The sequence below is a fragment of the Komagataeibacter melomenusus genome, from assembly GCF_013155395.1.
Lineage (GTDB): Bacteria > Pseudomonadota > Alphaproteobacteria > Acetobacterales > Acetobacteraceae > Komagataeibacter > Komagataeibacter melomenusus.
Window position 1 is genome coordinate 82,313 of record NZ_JABJWC010000006.1, and the last position, 17,386, is coordinate 99,698.

Below are 17,386 nucleotides of genomic sequence, written 5' to 3' on the forward strand. Positions count from 1 at the left end.
TTCTGGCTGCGTGAAAGAAAAAAAGAATCAAGCCGGGACCGCCTTACCTGCCCTGTGCCGTACCGGCCATGACCAGCGCGGTGATGGCGGTGCTCGCGTCATTACCCCTGTCGATATCGGGGATGGCGTGGTCCGGGTCGAGAATGGCGGAGCGCACCGGCTTGCCATCCGGCAGGAGCACGATGGTCTCGTTGCCCTTCGCCCACACCTCGGTCGGCAGGACGCGCCGGGTGGTCGTGCCATCGGCCCAGGTTACCTGCAACGTGACCGGCAGCGGCAGGGCGCCCTTGTTCTGCACCTTCACCCGCACGCCTTTTGCCGGGTCATTATCAACATATTCCATGCCCGCCAGCGCATAATCGGGTGCGGCATTGGTGAAGTACCAGCCACGCCAGAACCATGACAGGTCCTCCCCCGCGTCACTTTCCATCAGGCGGAAGAAGTCGGACGGCGTGGGGTGGCGATAGGCCCAGGCGGCAATGTAGTGACGGAACGCCGGATCGAAGCGCGCAGGACCAAGGATCTGGCTGCGCAGCAGTTCCAGCCCGTAAGCCGCCTTGAAATACGGCATGGCATGCCGGTCGCCCCGGCCGGGAATATAGGAGGGCGCCATGAGGGGCTGGTAGACCGGGTCCTTGAGCACCTTGACGATGTCATCGGCCGGCCGGCCGGTATCGGGCGCGTATTCGCCATCATGCTTGGGCGCGAACTCGCCCTTGTTGAAATGCAGCGAGGCCAGTGAATCGATAAAGGTGTTGAAGCCTTCATCCATGAAGCCGTTGCGGCGCTCGTTGGAGCCGACAATCATGGGGAACCATGTATGGCCGAGTTCATGGGTCGTGATCCAGAACAGCTTGGCGTCGCGGTCCTTCATGCCATCGAACACGATGCCCGGATATTCCATGCCCGCGCCATGTCCGCCCACGTTGATGGCGGTAGGCCAGGGGTAAGGGTACCAGTCATGCGAGAAATACTCGATCGTATGCTTGACGTATTCGGTCGAGCGGTCCCATGCCTGCGGCCCCATGGCCTCCACGGGATAGACCGACATGCCAAGCGGGGCCTCGGGCTTCAGGCCCGGTGCGGGGGCTATCGGCGGCAGGTCAAGCTTCGCCGCATCCCACAACAGGGCAGGCGAGGCGACGAAGGCCACGTCGCGCGTGTTGTCCATGTGGAAGCGCCATGTGCGGCTGCCTGAAGGTGGCGCGTGGGCTGCCGCCTCCACATCCGCGAGGTCGCGGATCATGACGCGCGTCTCGCTGCGCCGGGCCTGGGCCAGGCGCTGCTGCTGAGTGGTCGAGAGCACCTGTGCCGGGTTGACCAGCGCGCCGGAGCCCACGACCATGAAACTGGCGGGGACCGTTACCGCGTAATCGAAATTGCCGTAATCGAGATAGAACTCATCGCCCACATAGGGCAGCGCGTCCCACCCGCGCACGTCATCAAACACCGCCATGCGGGGGTAGAACTGGGCAATTTCATAAATATCGCCGTTTTTGGATGGGCTGACCGCCGTGCGCCCGCCCCATGCGCCAGGCATGGTGTAGTGCCACCGCACCCGGAACACCTGCGTGCTGCCCGGTGCCAGCGGGTGGGGCAGGGTGATCTGCATGCGGGTATCGGAGATCAGCGGCGTCACCTCATGCGTGGCGCGACCGTCCACGAGGGTCACTGCCCCGATCTGCACCCCATCCGTATGCGGCGTAGCCGGGGGGCCGGACATATAGGCGCGCCTGCTGTCGGCACGGTACATGTTCTGGTCAAGCTGCACCCACAGCACCGGCAGGCTGCTCGGGCTGTTATTGTGGTAGGTGACCGTTTCCTCGCCCGTGAGTTCATGGGTGGCGGGGTCGAGGGTGACGGCAATGCGGTAATCTGCCTGGTTTTTCCATGCCATCGGCCCCGGCGTGCCATCGCCCGAGCGATAGGCGCTGACCGGGGTGGGCAGCGTGACGGGGCTGAAGACCTGGTTGGGATCAGGCACCGCACCCTGCGCATAAGCGGAAAGGGGGAAGAAACCAACGGGAGCGCTACCCACCGCCAGACAGCAAACCAGTCGGCAAAGCGGCTTACCCCAAGGTACTGACATTATATGGCATCTCCCTACCTTCCCGGAATAAAGCAGGTCATATCCGGTTTTTAATATACGTTTCTTGTATGTTACGAGGGTTCGGCCGGGATGCAAAATGTACCTGCGCCCGGCCATCCCCTCAAGGATGGGAAAAGAACTCGGTATAGGCCTTGGATTTCCCTTCCGGCGAACGACCGATACCCCAGCGCATGAGCGTCTTGCCGTCATCCTGCAACTGCCAGATGGCGCCAACCACAACATCCTCGCCCTGCATCTCGAGAATTTCAAGCTGGTTGCCTTCAAGCGCACGCACCCGGACCGATGAGTAGCGGGTGGTGCCCTGAACGGGATAGGACTTGCCATCCATCACCGCGTCAAACGCGATCTGCATGGGCGGCTTGCCCTTGGCCGTGTCGTTTATGGAATGGTAGACGAGATGGTTATCATGAATTTCGACATCGATTTTCAGGCGCATCTTGCCTTTGGGGAACTGCCCGTTGCTCCAGGTCGAGCGCATGTTGTCATTGACCCAGGTGCCCGCAAACCCGTCAACCGGCGCGGCTGAGGCATAAGAAGCCGAACCAAGCAGTCCGGCCAATACTGCCAGCATGAATTTTTTCATTTTACTTTCCATTTACCAGTCATGACAGGACAAAACGGCGATTATGGTAGCTTGTCGACGGATTCCACGTGTTTTTCCACATCATCGCGGCTGAGCCATAGGTCACGCAGGGTCTTGCTGCTCAGGTAGGACAACTGATCGGAATGATGAGGCGAGCCAGGCTGGCTGGAATTGCCGTAACTCAGCAGCCCCTTTGCCTGCATCGGAGCGGAAAAACTGACAAGCGAAACCCATGTCTCCCCATGCAATGGCGTACGCTCGCCATTTTTCATGGGCCCCCAGGTAATGGTGCGGAAAATGCCGGTATTGCCAAAGCCGCCATTGCCCGGCAAGTCAACATCATTGAGGTGAAAGCGCGAGACTTCGCCAAACGGGCGATCCATTGCGCCATACAGTTTCCTGGTCTCGGTCGCCGCCTGGGCCAGCAGGTCGACCGCATGGGCACGATCGCCCAGGCCCGATGGCGTGCTGATCGGGTCATCAAGCGACCACTGGCGACCAAAGCCATTGAAATCAGCAAATTTGGGGCCCATGAACAGCCGCGCCCATGTCTCGAACAGCAGCGCGCCACGACTGGTGGCGTCATCGGCCATATCCCAGTTTTTCAGTATCTTTACTGCTGCCTTCACTTCAGCGCGGCGGTCTTTTCCGGCAGCGGCCAGCAGTTCTGGCAGGATACGCTCGGCAAGCAGCGAATGGGTATTCAGTTTGCGGGCCACGATATCGTCAAACGACATCTTTTCATCGCCTGCCAGCATCCGGGTCGACATCTGGGCCCGGAATGACATCGGGCCGGTCTGCGCCACATAGGCCGGATAGGCCTTGGGGTCGAGCACGCGCGGATAGGTCGAGACCCATGGCGGATCATTGGCGTTCTGGACAAAGCCGGCAGGGGGATCAATGACTTTCGGCATACTGTCATAGGGGACTATGCCATCGGGTATGTTATCTGACCGATCACCCGGAACGAGGTTGTTCCAGTAATTGAAATCTCCGTTCTTGTGTTTGGGCAGGATACCATTGTCGAGATACATCACATGCCCGTCATGGTCAGCATAGACAATGTTGAACATGGGAACCTGCAGCTTCCTGATCGCTGCCTGGAACTCACCAAAATCATGGGCGCGCGCCATATCCCAGTACTGCTTGAGCATGCCGGGGCGATCAAGCCCCGCCACATAAAGCGCAACGGGCGTGCCGTCCGCCTCATCAAACACGGGGCCCTGTTTGGCATAACGCTGCACGAAACTGCGGGTCGCCAGCGTGCCATCCGCCAGCTTTACCTTGTAGGACAGGGTTTTGGTGGCATAGGCCTTTTTCCTGCCGTCGAGCCTGTAGCCATCCCCATCAGGCGTAAGCCTGAAGCGCACGGCGCCAAGAATGGTGTTGACCGTATTGGTAAAGGCGACATCCTTGGTGAAGGCGAAACGCAATATGGGCAGGCCAACCTGTGTCGCGCCATAAATGCTGAAGCCGGGCCCGTTCATCTGCGCTTCGTAATAGGTAAAGAACGGGGTGCTCCAGGGCAGGTGCGGATTGGCCAGCAGCACGGCATGGCCATCGGTGGTGCGCGATGAGCCGATGGCCCAGGCATTCGACCCGCCAGCCTTGCGCGCGGGTGGATCACCGAGCATCTTCCGCTCCTCGGCAATATAGACATAATTCATCAGCCGCAGGCCATGGGCCACCACGTCAATACCGCTGACCGGGAGCACGGCCTTTACATCATCGGCAATATCAGCGGGATGGCTGGCGGCGTAGTCGTTTATGCCCTGCGCGAAGGCATCAAGATCCTTACGGAAGCTGGCGGGCTGGTGGTGATAGAACTCACTGGCGCGCTTGTACACGCCATTGCCCAGCACCCAGCGATCCGACTCTTCTTCCTTCTCGCCCCAATATTCAGCGGCGCGCCCACGCGCGGTACCATAAAGCCTGAGCAGGATATTGCCGTGGCTATGAGTCTGCGCCCAGCCAAAGCCGTAGAACGACCCGGCTTCGGTCGAGGCATAGATATGGGGCACGCCAAACGTGTCCCACAAAATTTCATTCTGCTGCCCGGTACTGGCGACAGGGGAAGCACCATGCGCTCCCCCCGCCCCCATAACAGCCAGACAGGCACCCAGATAAAGCGTCAACTTCCACTTGTGTGAAAATTTCATATATCTTTCCTCCCCTGCATACACATCACGCATCGTAATCCGGCATGCTGCTACGGGCCACAGCCAGACCTGTGACAACACTCATGGTTCTTTTTATTTATGCTTACATGTTGAAGCTGAAGCGTCCCCCAACAAAACGTGGCTCACCGGGCACATGCTGGTAGGTCGTGGTATCGGAAGAGCTGGTCAGGCTGTACTGGCGGTTGAGCAGGTTGGTGGCATACACCGTGACGCTCCACATCTTGCTCGTCGGCCCGAAGCTCGCATAGCTTCCCAGCAGGAAGTATGGCGGCAGACGATAGACGCCGTTACCGCCAGGCGTCATGGCCTGCGAGTCACGGTAGCTCCAGTTCAGGCCCAGCTCCGCTTCATATTTGGGAATTGGCTGGATGCGGTAGGCGGCCGAGCCACTGAGGGTCAGCTTGGGGCTGCCCATGTCCTCGCCGCTATAGTCCTTGTAAAAGGCCTTATAGATACCCGTAGCACTGTGATAATTGTTGACCCTTGTCGTATCGAGCGCATTGAACACCGAATAGGTACCACGCTGGTAGCCCAGGTTCTGGTTGATGTACAGATGGCGGAACGGGTGGATTTCAGCGTTGAATTCGACACCCCAGATGTTGGAATGCGGGATGTTCACATAAGCGCCCAGCATGCCGTAATTGGGCAGGAGGAAGGATTCAACCTGCTGCTGATTATGGTAGTCATAATAGAACGCCGCACCATTGAGGCGTAGCTTCCCGGGGATCGGATCGCTCTTGAAGCCCAGCTCATAGGACAGTACCGATTCAGGCTTGAAGGGCTTGAGCTGCTCCTGGCGGACCGTGTTGTTGGCCGCGAAGCCACCCGGCTTGAAGCCCTTGCTGATCTTGAAGTACATCATGAGATTACTTCTGATCTGCTTCTGGATACCGAGCATGCCGCCAAGCTGGTTTGTCAGCGTGCCTTCGGGCAGGAAGCTGTAGCTGGCATGGCCGTACTGGATGGTGTGGTAATTGAAGATCTGCCGGTCGTCGGATTCATGGTTCAGGCCACCGAACAGCTTGATGCCAAACGGAAGCTTGTACGAAACATTCACATACTGCGAGAATGTCTGCTGGTTCTGGTCATAATACGTATTGGACATGTAACCACGCCCAATATACTGCGTGAAGTCGGAAAAGAACTGCTGGTGCATCTGCGAACGCAGGTAGTACATGCCCACGCCCCACTGCAGCTTCCTGTCCTCACGCGAGAGCAGCTTGACCTCCTGCGAGAATGCCGTGGCATCAACGTTACGATAGGTATCGCCGGTGGCGGCGTCATAGCCGTCTTCATCGGAATATTCGCTCTGCCGCTCGGTCTCGAAAGCGGAGACGCTCTGGAATTTCGCAAAATTCAGGTCACGCACGAAGCGCACGTCCGCGCCCCAGAAGATATTGTCTTCCGACGGCTTCAGATTGTCCGGACGCCCGATCAGCTTGGCGAACTGCGGGCGTATGTCCCACTCGGTCTGCCGGTAGCTGGTATAGGTGGGCAGCTTCTGCCATGACGGATCAAGGTTCAGGACCGGGTTGCCATTGATCAGCTCGGACTTGTCGGTTGTCCAGTGGCCGCCGATCATGACGGTGGTCTTGTCATCCGGCGTCCATTTGAGCTTGGCGCGGATGGAGGTCTGGTCCTGGTCACCAAGATGCTCGCCATTGGTGGGGTTGTACTGCCAGCCGCCGCCATGGGAGGTGGATGCCGCGATACGGAAGGAGACGGTATCTGAAAGCGGTCCCGACACGTAACCCGTGGTGCGCGAACGGGCATAGGAGGCGATATCTTCCGTAATGCCACCATGCCATTGCGGCGTGGGATCGGCCGTGTGCAGGCTCACCTCACCGCCGGTATCAGCCATGCCATGCGTGAAACCGGTCGGACCGGGTGCGATATCGACACCGGCGATATCGAACATCATGCCATCCGTCATGGAACTAAACGGATAGGCCACGTCATCAAGATACACCATGACGGATGACATGTTGTTTTCGTAATAGTCATCAAACCCGACACCACGCAGGTGGTAGTTGACGCTCTGGGTGCCTTTCATGGGCTGGATGGTCAGATTGGGCGCGAGCGCCTGCAGGTCAGTTACAGCCACCACGCGCCGCTGGACCAGTGTATCGGCCGAAATGCGGGTGTTGGAGTCAGCGACCTGCTGCTGGCGCGTAAACGCAAACTGGCGCGCCATCTGGACACGGATGTTTTCCTGCTGCGCAACAGGCGCACCAGTCTGGCGGTGCTGCGCGGCAGAGAGTGGGGCACGGCGCTGGTTCTTGGCCAGCGGATCTGGATGTACCGAAGTCTTTTTCACCGACTGGGCCACGGCCTCGGCCAGCGGAAGTGGGGAAAACGCACTTATGACCAATGCATTTAATATTATTTGTCGATACCGCTTCATTTCCTACACACCTTGACCTGTGAATTCATGAATCCTGAGGAACAGATGCTGTACGCGCCGGACTGCCATAAACGTCACCACCAAAAACCACCATCAATGTCTCATAATAAGTTTCTGCTACGAAACAAATTAGAATTGATTTACATCAACCAGAAAGTTGAAACGGGATTGGCATCAGAATGGAAAGGCTTGATGGATATCCATTCAAGCCATTGTTTTTATTTGATTCACATCCTTCATTTATGGCTGCGTGACCTATCATATGGCCTGTGCAGAACATGACACCTGCTAACGCGCACCCTGAGCGCCACCAGTAAAAAAGTCTGGAAACTGCAGTAAATTACTGAATTTTAATGATTTTTGATCTGTCTGGCAGATCTCGAGATTCAACAATGTTACAACACTATCTGAATATAGATGTGACAATTTTGTCTCATCAGTATAACATTCTCCCTGTCACCGGGGTACGATACCGTGCCCCAGCCCTCTTCTCCTCGCCAAGCCCGGCCGACAGCCCCGAAGGCACCGACCGAAATGAACCAGGAACTCCGTAGCGACATCAAACGCCTCCTTAAAATGAGGCATTTCCATTGCATTGAAATAATGGAAACCACCCGCAACATGCGCCTTGCGGCGGAACGGATGAATGTCACGGTTGCCGCCGTTTCCAAGGCCTGCATCGAGATAGAAACGATCCTGGGTGGAAAGCTTTTTGAACGTAAGCTCGGAATGCTCATTCCCACCCAACTTTGCACCCGCATGCTCACGGCAGGCCGCAAGATCGATGCGGAACTCAATCGGCTGACAGCCGACCTGTCCGGCGTGGATGGCGGCCTGCACGGCACGATACGGATCGGCTTCCAGGCCCCCCCGCTGCAGAACCGGCTTTCACGCTGGATTGCCTCCATCAAGAACGAATCGCCCTTCCTCAACGTCATATGTGAGTACGGCATGCGCAGGCCGCTGATGATGGGCGTGGAAGCCGGGCTGTTTGACCTGATTTTTGTCGACCTGCTGCAGGTCGAATCCTGGCCCCGCCTGCAAAGCATGCAGTTGTGCGCGCAGATATGCGTGGTGCGCGACAATGACACCTATATCCCTTTTTCCGAGGTGCTGCGCCGCTGGCCGGAATTCGTCAACCGCCTGTGGATGCTGCCCATGCGGGGCCTGGCCCTGCGTGAACGCTTTGACGCGATGCTGGCCACCCATGGGCTGCCCCCGCCTTCCATCACCATTGAGGTGAACTCGCCCTTCGGCCTCCAGTGCATTCATGAAGCCACGAACGCCCTGCTGATCTGCGCAGACCCGAAGCAGGCTCCCATGCGCCTCAACACTGGCCACCGGCAGTTACACAATGAATTATATATGCATTTCGGCATGATCTGGGCCCGTGACCGCTCCATGAAAGAAGCAACGCGGCATGTCCTTGAAATAATTATGGGAGATATGAACGGATAGGACAGGCACACAAAAACGTTGATTTCCCTCTCTATATTATGGCGTTGACAGGTCGTTATTTTTTATTAATGATCGAACTGTTGAGGTGGGAGAGTCTGGTTCACTCCAGCGCCGAAGGAGCAACCGCCCCGGAAACTCTCAGGCAAAAGAACCTCTCAACAATAACTTCTGGAAAGTGGCGTCAACCGATATCGGTATGCGTCCGCCGACGGGATAATGATCTCAGGCCAACCGACAGAAGGGGCACCTGACAACCCTGCTCGTTAAAGCAGAGGGAGGAGTGCTGCCTTGACTGCTCAACCCGAAACAACGGCCATCACCAAAAACCACTCTACCATTACAGATACACTCAGCATTACCGATCTCTATACAATCGGTATTGGTCCCTCCAGTTCACATACCGTAGGCCCCATGCGGGCGGCCTATGATTTCGCCACCTGGGCGGCCAGCCATGGCCAGCCATGCCGTCTTTCCTGCCAGCTGTTCGGTTCACTTGCCCTTACGGGAGAGGGGCATGGCACGGATACGGCTGTCATCCTCGGCCTGCTCGGCTGGCAGCCCGAGACAGTGGACCCTGATCGGGTGCCATTGCATCTGGAAGACGTCCGGCGGAACGGAACGCTCCTGCTGGATGGAAAAATGCCTGTTCCCTTCGACATGCACGCAGATATTCACTTCCTGCGGGAGCGCTTTCATCCCGGCCACCCCAACACGCTGCAGTTCAGTGCCACTTTTGCCGATGGCACGGTAATCGGGCAGGTCTATCATTCAATTGGCGGGGGCACGATCATCAAGCCCGGCACGCCGCCACCGCGTGCCATGCACGTGCTGCCTTATCCCTTTCACTCCGGCACGGACATGCTCGAAACATGCAAACGCACCGGGCTTGCCCTGTGGGAAGTGATGATGGCCAATGAAGCGGCCTTTCGCCCGGAAGCAGAGACAGTGCGCTTTGTGGACTCCGTCAGCACCGCCATGTCCAACTGCATTGAAAAAGGATGCCAGACCAACGGCACGCTACCCGGCAAATTGAAGGTCCGGCGACGGGCGCACCAGATTTTTTCCGCCCTGCGCCACAAGAACCGCGTGGACATGCAATCCATGTTCGAGTGGGTCAGCCTGTGGGCGCTTGCGGTAAGCGAGGAAAACGCGGCAGGAGGCCGCATTGTCACGGCGCCGACCAACGGCGCCTCGGGGGTTATCCCGGCGGTGCTGCGTTATTATGAGCGTTTCACGCCATCCCCCACTCCTCTGGGTGTACGGAAAATCCTGCTGACGGCGGGGGCAATCTGTATCCTGTATAAGAAAAAGGCTTCGATCTCTGCAGCGGAGATGGGCTGTCAGGGTGAAGTCGGGGTTGCGTGCTCGATGGCTGCAGCCGGGCTATGCGCAGCCCTGGGCGGTACGATCGAACAGATCGAGAATGCCGCAGAAATTGGCATGGAACACAATCTGGGCCTGACATGCGACCCCATAGGGGGCCTGGTGCAGATCCCCTGCATCGAGCGCAACACGATGGGGGCGATCAAGGCGATCAACGCCGCCTATCTCGCCCTGTGCGGGGATGGTACGCATTTTGTCTCACTTGATGCGGTAATCGAAACGATGCGACAGACCGGCTGCGACATGGCAGCACAATACAAGGAGACAAGCCTTGGCGGCCTGGCTGTTAATGTCGTCGAATGCTGACGCGCATGCACGCGCCGATGCTGGCATCCCCCCACGATGGAATTGCGTTAAATTTTAATATTACACTATTGTATCGAAACGAATTTCACAGATAAAATACAATCAGGACATCACATCCATCCGCTTGACGCAGGCATGGATCACTCTTTCTGATTTTATGACGCGGCACCGGCGTGCCATTCCTCCACCTTTAGCAGATCATGGATGGACGAATGTTTCAATAATGCACAAACGCAATAAAGCACGATCATATTTGTGTTTTATTTCATCAGATAACTGCACAATTTACGGAAAAATTCATGCCCTCTTCATACTACCTTGCGGAATTATCCGCGACGGAAATGCGCGAAGCCGCCGCCCGCAAACCTGTCATCCTGCTGCCCATGGGCAGTTTTGAAGATCAGGGCCCCCATGCTCCCATGGGAGATTACATGTCGGCCGACCGCGTGGCGCGGCTGATTGCCGAACAGGCAAGCGCGGAAGGAACGGAAACCTACGTGGCGCCCGTCGTTCCATTTGGCGGGGCGGATTATTTCGGTTACATGCCCGGCGGCATTGCGCTGTCGCAATCCACGCTGCGCGCTGTTGTAGATGACATGCTGGAGTGCCTGCTGCGCCACAACCTGACGCGTGTGGTCTTTATAAACGGCCATGCCGGCAATTGCGGCGTCATCAATGACGCCACGCAGAAAGTATGGCTCGACAAGGGCATCATCATCCCCGCGCTCTATCTATGGCGCGTGAGTTACGCACTCCTTCCCGAAATTATCGGCAAGGAAATGGCCGCCAAGACTAGCGGGCATGGATGCAACCCGCTGACCAGCATTGTCATGCACCTCTTCCCCGATCTCGTGCGCCCGGAATACATGCCTTCCGGCACGCCTGCGCCACGGGAAGTATGGGGCCTGCCCGTAACCGGCTTTACATCGCTGGCTATTGGCGAAGGCAGCATCACTGTTCCGCTTGATGGAGGCGATACCATACGCAACGGGGTCTCGAAGGGGGATCCGCACCTGTGCACGGCGCAGACCGGCGCGGCACTGGTGGAAAAACTGATCAGGATCGGGGCTGATGTCGCGGCGCATGTTGTCAGCCATTCCGACCCGGAAACGGGAAAAGCCATCCTGTAATATACCCACCCCGCCACGAACGAAAAAACGGGAAAATCCCCTGTCTTTGTGCCCAAAATGGCACATTCCGGGACATGAAACCGAGGTACGAATGAATATTATTAAAAACAGATGGCTTTTATTATTCATCCTCCTCGTCCCTGTAAATTTTGTTCTTGGCATTGACCGGACGGCACTGACAATCAGCTCGGCGCAGGTGCAGCAGGCCATCCATATCGACCCGGTCGTAATGGCCGAACTCATTACGATCTCAACGGGAATATATGCCCTGCTGCAGGTACCGGCAGGATGGTTCACCCATAAGGTAGGCGTGCGCTGGGCGCTTTCGGGGGCCTGCCTGCTCTGGTCGCTTGCCACCATACTGACAGCACTGCAAACAAGCACGCAGGGGTTCTTCGCGGTCAGGATCCTGCTGGGCATTGGCCAGGCCCCGGACTGGGTGGCCTGCGTCTTTGCCCTCAAGCTGCTCTTCTCCGACAAGGAACGCGAAGCTGCCAGTTCAACCCTGCTGGGCGGGCTGTATATTGGCTATGCCGTTAGTGGTGTTCTGACCGCCTACGTCCTTCATACCGTTGGGTGGCGGTACTGCTTCATGATTTATGGTGCCATTGGCCTAGTGTTCAGTGTCATCATCTTCCTGTGCTATGGTGGCCCCACGATCGAGCCACCTGTAAAGAAAAAATCAAAAGTTGTTTCACAAGAAAAAGAAAAAATAGCGCTTTTCCCCGTTGTCCAGATCGCCCTTTTCTATGGATGCGTCAGCGGCGTGCAGGGATTCTGTCATGTCAACTTCCTGCATTTTCTTATGTCCCGGTTCAATATTTCAAGTTTTGAGGCCGGGCGCCTTTTCTCCGTTCCCAGCATCGCGCTTTACATTGGCGTCCTGATATCCGGGGCCACAATCAAATACATGAAACGGCGTGAAACGGCAGCACGCCCCTTTCCCTCTCGTCTGGTGCGCATCATTGGCCTGACAGGGGCGACAGGCTGCATGGCGGGGGCCATCCTGTCTCCTTCGCTGTGGCTGTGCATGGTCTTTGCGGTCGGTGCAATGGGCAGCGTAGGGCTGTGCCAGGTCCTGACATGGTCGCATGTGCAGAGCTTCCCCCGACATACGGCTCTGGTGGCGGGTTGCACGGCGCTGATGGGCAACGGTGTTTCTTCTGTCGCACCGGTGTGGTCTGAAATGCTTTTCAAGCACCAGCACGACTGGGCGGTCGTTGCGTTCATTCCGGCCATCTATGCCGCCGTCGGCATCTCCATATGGTTCATGGGCACACGGGCCAATGTAAAGAACGATAATTTTTTGCCAAATTCATGAAATCATAATCGTGAAAGGAAACGTATCCTTGACAGTACGACTTGTTTTACTTGACCCGATGACGCCTTCGGCAATGGAAAAATTCAGTGCCTTCCTCCCGGCCGGATGGGAACTCGCAACCAGCGCGACACGCGGTGAAGAAGATCAGATCAAAGCCATTTCCCATGCGACATACGCCATTACGGGTGATGTGCCGGTTACGGCGGCCATGCTACGCGCGGGCGCGGCAAACGGCCTGAAGGCGGTGCATAAATGGGGTGTCGGTTACGACAATATCGACCTCGCCACTGCCAGGGAACTGAAGGTAAGAATCCTGCGCACGACAGGAAGCAATGCGGTTGCAGTCGCTGAAACAGCCCTGGCGCTCATCATGGCCCTGCAACGTAACATCGTGACCGGTCATGTCGGCATTGAACATGGGGAGTGGCTGAAAGGCCGCCTGCCCGCGCCTTCCATGACGCTGTCTGGCAAAACCATCGGCCTTGTGGGGCTGGGATATATTGGCAAGCAGGTTGCAAGGCTGGTCAGGGGTTTCGGCTGCACCATCCTTTACAACAAGCCGACACGACTGGACCCGGCGGAAGAGCGCGAACTCGGTGTGACATATGTCGACCGGAAAGATCTTTTCACCCGCTCGGATGTCATCTCGTTCCATTGCGCGCTCTCGGCCGACACCGCTGGCATGGTCAACAGGCAGTCCCTGCAGTTGATGAGAAAGAACGCGATCCTCATCAACACTGCGCGCGGCGGCCTGATCGTGGAGGATGACCTGATCGAGGCACTGGAAAATGGCGCCCTGCGCGGCGCGGGCCTTGATGTCTTTGCCACGGAACCCCTGCCGCAGGATCATCCCTTCCGCCACACCAGAAACCTGGTCATGACCCCTCATATCGGGGCCTCGTCCGCTGATGCCTATGCGCCAAGCGTGAAGAGAATGATTGGCAATCTGGAATGCGTCGAGGCCGGCATGGAACCCCCTGCCCTTGATGTGCTGGTGTAATGACAAAATCCATGCCGCTCAGGGATCAGTACAGATTGCATCCACTTCGGCTTATGCATGTAAAACATACTAGGCATGCGCACTACATTACCAGACAGGGGGCCTGTTTCGTGCGCGGTCCGGCAATCGCTTTCGCGGCCTGATCCCAATAATTCCAAGGATATGAAGATGCTTCCCAAATATATCGTAAACCCCATGCCTGCCCAGGGCAGCAAGGAGGTCATGGACCTGCTTGATGGTGTAGAAACCGCCACGATCGGGCACTGGCGGTTGATGGGGTTCTGCAATCGTCGCATCCAGCCCATGCTGCGCGGCCGTCATGTTGTCGGCACCGCTGTCACCCTGGCCATTCCCGGCCCGGATTCAACGCTTCTTCATCATGCGGCGGGGCTGCTCCGGCCGGGTGACATTCTTCTCATTGATCGCCTAGGCGATGACCGTTACGCCTGCTGGGGCGGCGGCGTCACTGCGGCGGTCAAGGCATCGGGCGCCACGGCAGGCGTGGTGGACGGCCCCATAACGGATATTGCCGAAATCGAGGAATCCGACCTGCCGATCTGGTCTGCGGGCATAGCGCCCATTACCACGCGAATCTATGATCTGGGCGGGCGGATGAATGTGCCGGTATCAATTGGCGGGGCCGTGGTGCAACCGGGGGACTACGTTCTGGCCGATGACAGCGGCGTGGTGGTCCTGCCCCCGGCGGAAGCAGAGGCCGAAGCCCGCCGCGCCCTGGCGGTTCAGGCCCGCGGCAAGGAAAGCGAGCGCATGTTCCGTGCCAGGGAAATCCTGCTTGGCGAACGCAGCGGTGCTTCAACCAAAGTCAGGGAAGGCTGCTGACAGCCTCTTTCATACCGGGAACAGGGCATGAAGCCCACGCATTGTGAAGCCTGTTCACGCACCATGCGCCGGGCATGACATGAGGCCTGGGCCGGTCTGACCTTCACAATCAGCCTCATGTTCCCGGAGCCAGCTTATTCAGCGGACTTATGGTCCAGTTGCGCGTTCCCGGCGTGGCCCTGTTTCCAGAATGCCTGCTGCAGGGCGGCGGCCTCGGCTTCAAGCAGCGGGCCGATAACCTCCACGCGGCGCTGCCCTGCGGCAAACACCGTGCGGCAGGGCAGGTCGAGGGTCGGGTTCTCAGGGTGGTTGCCCGTCATGTCCTTGAGGCTGCGTTCGCTCTGGCCAAAAACCACGCGGCCAATACCGCTCCAGTACATCGCACCCGCACACATCGCACACGGCTCGGCTGATGTGTACAGGGTGTGCGACGCCAGCACGGCAGGCGGGAAGCGCTTCGAGGCCTGCGTGGCCAGCAGGCGCTCGGCATGGGCGGTCATGTCCCCGCCCTCGGCGGTGTAGCCATTGCCCTGCTCCAGCACCACGTGCCCCTGCGCATCGACCAGAATGCAGCCAAAAGGATGGTCACCCCCCTGCCGCGCCCGCTCGGCCACGGCAAAGGCACGCCGCAGGAAATACGCGTGATCGAGTTCGGGCAGCAGGTCGGTCATGGGCTTTCCTTGTCAGGCACAATGATGCGGCCCGTCCGGGCATGCCCGGACGGCCTATTCCGGCAGGGGGTGCGCCATGTGCTGGCGCAGCGCCTGCATTTCGTCATCAAGGTAGCCCACGATGTCGGTGCTGTCATATGCGCCATCAAACCGGACCGCCGCAAGTTCGGCCCGTATGGCGGCAATCCGCTCAAGCTGGCGGGCAAGCTGGGTGATGTAGCGGGCGACCCAGGCGGGTTCATCGGGGGCGAATCGGGCATCGATATCAGCCTGCGTGCACCCCGCAGGCAGATAGGAACTGTACATCTGTTCTGGCTCCATGTGTATGAACAAAATACACAACAGGCAGGAAGGCAGCGATGGACGCGCGGATGTTCTCATAAAGTTCTTGCTGTATGTGTGGTTTTTCAGCACATAATTGGTGTATGAAAAACATGCACACCATCACCTCCGCCACGCCATCCGCAGCCCCGCCACGCCGCATGCGCCCGCCGCGTGTTGACTGGCCTGCCCTTGCCCCACGCGTCGCGGCCCTGCGCGCACAGGGCTGCTCCACGCGTGAGACCGCCCGCAGGCTGAACATGAACATCAAGACACTCGAGGCCCATCTGCGCCGCCACCGCATCCGCCATGCCATACCGATGGACCGCCCCGACCAGGTGCGCCGCACCTGCCTGAACTGCGACACGGCCTTTGTAGCCGATGGCCGCTTTTTACGGCTGTGCCCGGAATGCCGGGCCATGTTCAGCTAACGGCGCTCACATTCCCGTGATGCAGCAACCGGATCGGGGACTGGCCACTTAAAGGGTGCAATGACATCGCAACAGGATACCGGGCATGGATAGCGCCACACGCCACCACACGCACACGCACACGCCCTCCGGCACGGAGCCTGCCCGCCTCCAGTTCCGCATCGCCCTGCATCACGGCGCGCCTGCGACAGCAGCACCTGCCGCGCGGCATCGCCTGCGCTCCGTCGCCGTTCTTGGCCTGGCCCTGATGGTGGCCGGCACGGGGCTAAGCGGATGCAAGCGCCACCATGAGACAACGGGCGAAAAGATCGATCATTTCGGTGACAAGATGCAGGATACGTTCGACCCGCCCAAGGGGCCGGGTGAAAAGGCAGGCCGCACGATCGACCGCACCCTGCATGATGACTGACGATTATAAATAAGGTGGTATTTTCATTTGCATACAGATAAAATTTTTTGGTGAAGCTTTTTTCAAAAAGCTTCAAAAAAGAACACCGTCATTTGAAAAAAGGCGGCACCCGAAAGCTTTTACTTCTTTCCCGCCTGCGCCACTGCCTCAAACGACAGATCAAGCACCGGGTATTGCGCCCAGTCCGCGAAGTCGAAATGCCACCATTCCTCGGCCAGGGGTATAAAGCCACTATCGCGCATGATGCGCGCGAGCAGGTCGCGCCGCTGCCGTGCCAAAGCATCACCACCAGCATAGTCAACATAAGCGCGGGGCGTCATTTCATCAAAGCCCGATGGCATGGGCACGACCTGCCGCGTGGCCAGGTCCCACAGGGTCAGGTCGACCGCGCAGCCCCGGTTGTGGCGCGATCCGGTGGCCGGGTCCCCCACGAATTCATGCAATGCCTCCGGCACGGCGGCGCGGAACAGCGCCGTGACATGCCACGGCCGGTACGCATCATAAACCAGCAGTCCGTAGCCATGCTGTGCCGCAAGCCCGCGCGCGCGTGACAGGGCCAGCGCCGCCGGGCGCTGCAGGAACGCCCGCGCCACCGGATAGACCGGAAAGCCCAGAAAATTGCGGTTGCAGGCATAACGGATATCCAGCGCAATCGCCGGATCAACCTGCGTTATGTCCACAAGGTCCGCAGCCCTCGGGGCGGGGGCAAAGGCAGGCATCACCGCCCGTGCGGCCAGTGCTTGCAAGGCATCAGGCGCGAGACGCGACTTTACGCGAAACAGGTCATCAGCTTCGCGCACGGGGCCGCAGGCAGGTGCGGGCATTACCGCACCCGGGGC

15 protein-coding genes and 1 riboswitch are annotated in these 17,386 nt (G+C 58.4%); of the genes, 8 read left to right on the forward strand and 7 right to left on the reverse strand.

What is annotated here, in order from left to right; translation table 11 throughout:
• Positions 1-43: 43 nt before the first annotated feature.
• The 4 genes from HNW77_RS04020 to HNW77_RS04035 all read right to left on the reverse strand — a co-directional run bounded on the left by HNW77_RS04020 (position 44) and on the right by HNW77_RS04035 (position 7,190).
• Positions 44-1,984, reverse strand: a complete 1,941-nt coding sequence (locus HNW77_RS04020; protein WP_276592066.1) for a M1 family metallopeptidase — start codon at positions 1,982-1,984, stop codon at positions 44-46.
• Between the two features lie 226 nt (positions 1,985-2,210).
• Complete coding sequence (locus HNW77_RS04025) at positions 2,211-2,693, reverse strand: hypothetical protein (RefSeq protein ID WP_172155614.1); 483 nt, start codon at positions 2,691-2,693, stop codon at positions 2,211-2,213.
• A gap of 41 nt (positions 2,694-2,734) precedes the next feature.
• Entirely contained in the window at positions 2,735-4,852 is a 2,118-nt protein-coding gene (locus tag HNW77_RS04030; RefSeq protein ID WP_172155617.1) for a penicillin acylase family protein, read from the reverse strand.
• A gap of 103 nt (positions 4,853-4,955) precedes the next feature.
• Positions 4,956-7,190 carry a TonB-dependent receptor gene (locus tag HNW77_RS04035; protein WP_172155619.1) on the reverse strand — a complete coding sequence of 745 codons (2,235 nt, stop codon included), beginning with the start codon at positions 7,188-7,190 and terminating at the stop codon, positions 4,956-4,958.
• Between the two features lie 663 nt (positions 7,191-7,853).
• Between HNW77_RS04035 and HNW77_RS04040 the strand changes: the two genes are divergently transcribed.
• From HNW77_RS04040 to HNW77_RS04065, 6 genes are all read left to right on the forward strand, one after another.
• The gene (locus tag HNW77_RS04040; protein ID WP_275942137.1) at positions 7,854-8,735 is read left to right on the forward strand and encodes a LysR family transcriptional regulator; all 882 of its coding nucleotides are present in this window, start codon (positions 7,854-7,856) and stop codon (positions 8,733-8,735) included.
• Between the two features lie 75 nt (positions 8,736-8,810).
• Positions 8,811-8,899: riboswitch (glycine riboswitch) on the forward strand.
• A 124-nt stretch (positions 8,900-9,023) separates the two neighbouring features.
• On the forward strand, positions 9,024-10,424 hold the full coding sequence (locus tag HNW77_RS04045; RefSeq protein ID WP_187353162.1) for an L-serine ammonia-lyase: 1,401 nt from the start codon (positions 9,024-9,026) through the stop codon (positions 10,422-10,424).
• A gap of 299 nt (positions 10,425-10,723) precedes the next feature.
• Positions 10,724-11,554 (forward strand): creatininase family protein, encoded by an 831-nt coding sequence (locus tag HNW77_RS04050; protein ID WP_172155623.1) that lies wholly within the window; start codon positions 10,724-10,726, stop codon positions 11,552-11,554.
• Positions 11,496-12,875, forward strand: a complete 1,380-nt coding sequence (locus tag HNW77_RS04055; protein WP_172155625.1) for an MFS transporter — start codon at positions 11,496-11,498, stop codon at positions 12,873-12,875. Before HNW77_RS04050 ends, HNW77_RS04055 begins: the two co-directional genes overlap by 59 nt.
• Before the next feature lie 28 nt (positions 12,876-12,903).
• Positions 12,904-13,875 carry an NAD(P)-dependent oxidoreductase gene (locus HNW77_RS04060; protein WP_196781815.1) on the forward strand — a complete coding sequence of 324 codons (972 nt, stop codon included), beginning with the start codon at positions 12,904-12,906 and terminating at the stop codon, positions 13,873-13,875.
• A 168-nt stretch (positions 13,876-14,043) separates the two neighbouring features.
• Positions 14,044-14,715: an RraA family protein gene (locus HNW77_RS04065; protein WP_172155627.1), complete on the forward strand. Its 672-nt coding sequence runs from the start codon at positions 14,044-14,046 to the stop codon at positions 14,713-14,715.
• A gap of 134 nt (positions 14,716-14,849) precedes the next feature.
• Here the strand turns inward: HNW77_RS04065 and HNW77_RS04070 are convergent, their stop codons facing one another.
• Together HNW77_RS04070 and HNW77_RS04075 are read right to left on the reverse strand one after the other, a co-directional pair.
• Positions 14,850-15,386 carry a nucleoside deaminase gene (locus HNW77_RS04070; RefSeq protein WP_172155629.1) on the reverse strand — a complete coding sequence of 179 codons (537 nt, stop codon included), beginning with the start codon at positions 15,384-15,386 and terminating at the stop codon, positions 14,850-14,852.
• Between the two features lie 54 nt (positions 15,387-15,440).
• Positions 15,441-15,692: a hypothetical protein gene (locus HNW77_RS04075; protein WP_172155631.1), complete on the reverse strand. Its 252-nt coding sequence runs from the start codon at positions 15,690-15,692 to the stop codon at positions 15,441-15,443.
• A 119-nt stretch (positions 15,693-15,811) separates the two neighbouring features.
• Between HNW77_RS04075 and HNW77_RS04080 the strand changes: the two genes are divergently transcribed.
• Both HNW77_RS04080 and HNW77_RS04085 read left to right on the forward strand, forming a co-directional pair.
• Positions 15,812-16,138: a helix-turn-helix transcriptional regulator gene (locus tag HNW77_RS04080; protein ID WP_172155633.1), complete on the forward strand. Its 327-nt coding sequence runs from the start codon at positions 15,812-15,814 to the stop codon at positions 16,136-16,138.
• An 85-nt stretch (positions 16,139-16,223) separates the two neighbouring features.
• Positions 16,224-16,547 carry a hypothetical protein gene (locus HNW77_RS04085; protein WP_172155635.1) on the forward strand — a complete coding sequence of 108 codons (324 nt, stop codon included), beginning with the start codon at positions 16,224-16,226 and terminating at the stop codon, positions 16,545-16,547.
• 119 nt (positions 16,548-16,666) lie between these two features.
• Here HNW77_RS04085 and HNW77_RS04090 read toward each other — a convergent pair whose 3' ends face one another.
• On the reverse strand, positions 16,667-17,371 hold the full coding sequence (locus tag HNW77_RS04090) for a M15 family metallopeptidase (RefSeq protein ID WP_172155637.1): 705 nt from the start codon (positions 17,369-17,371) through the stop codon (positions 16,667-16,669).
• Positions 17,372-17,386: the final 15 nt, after the last annotated feature.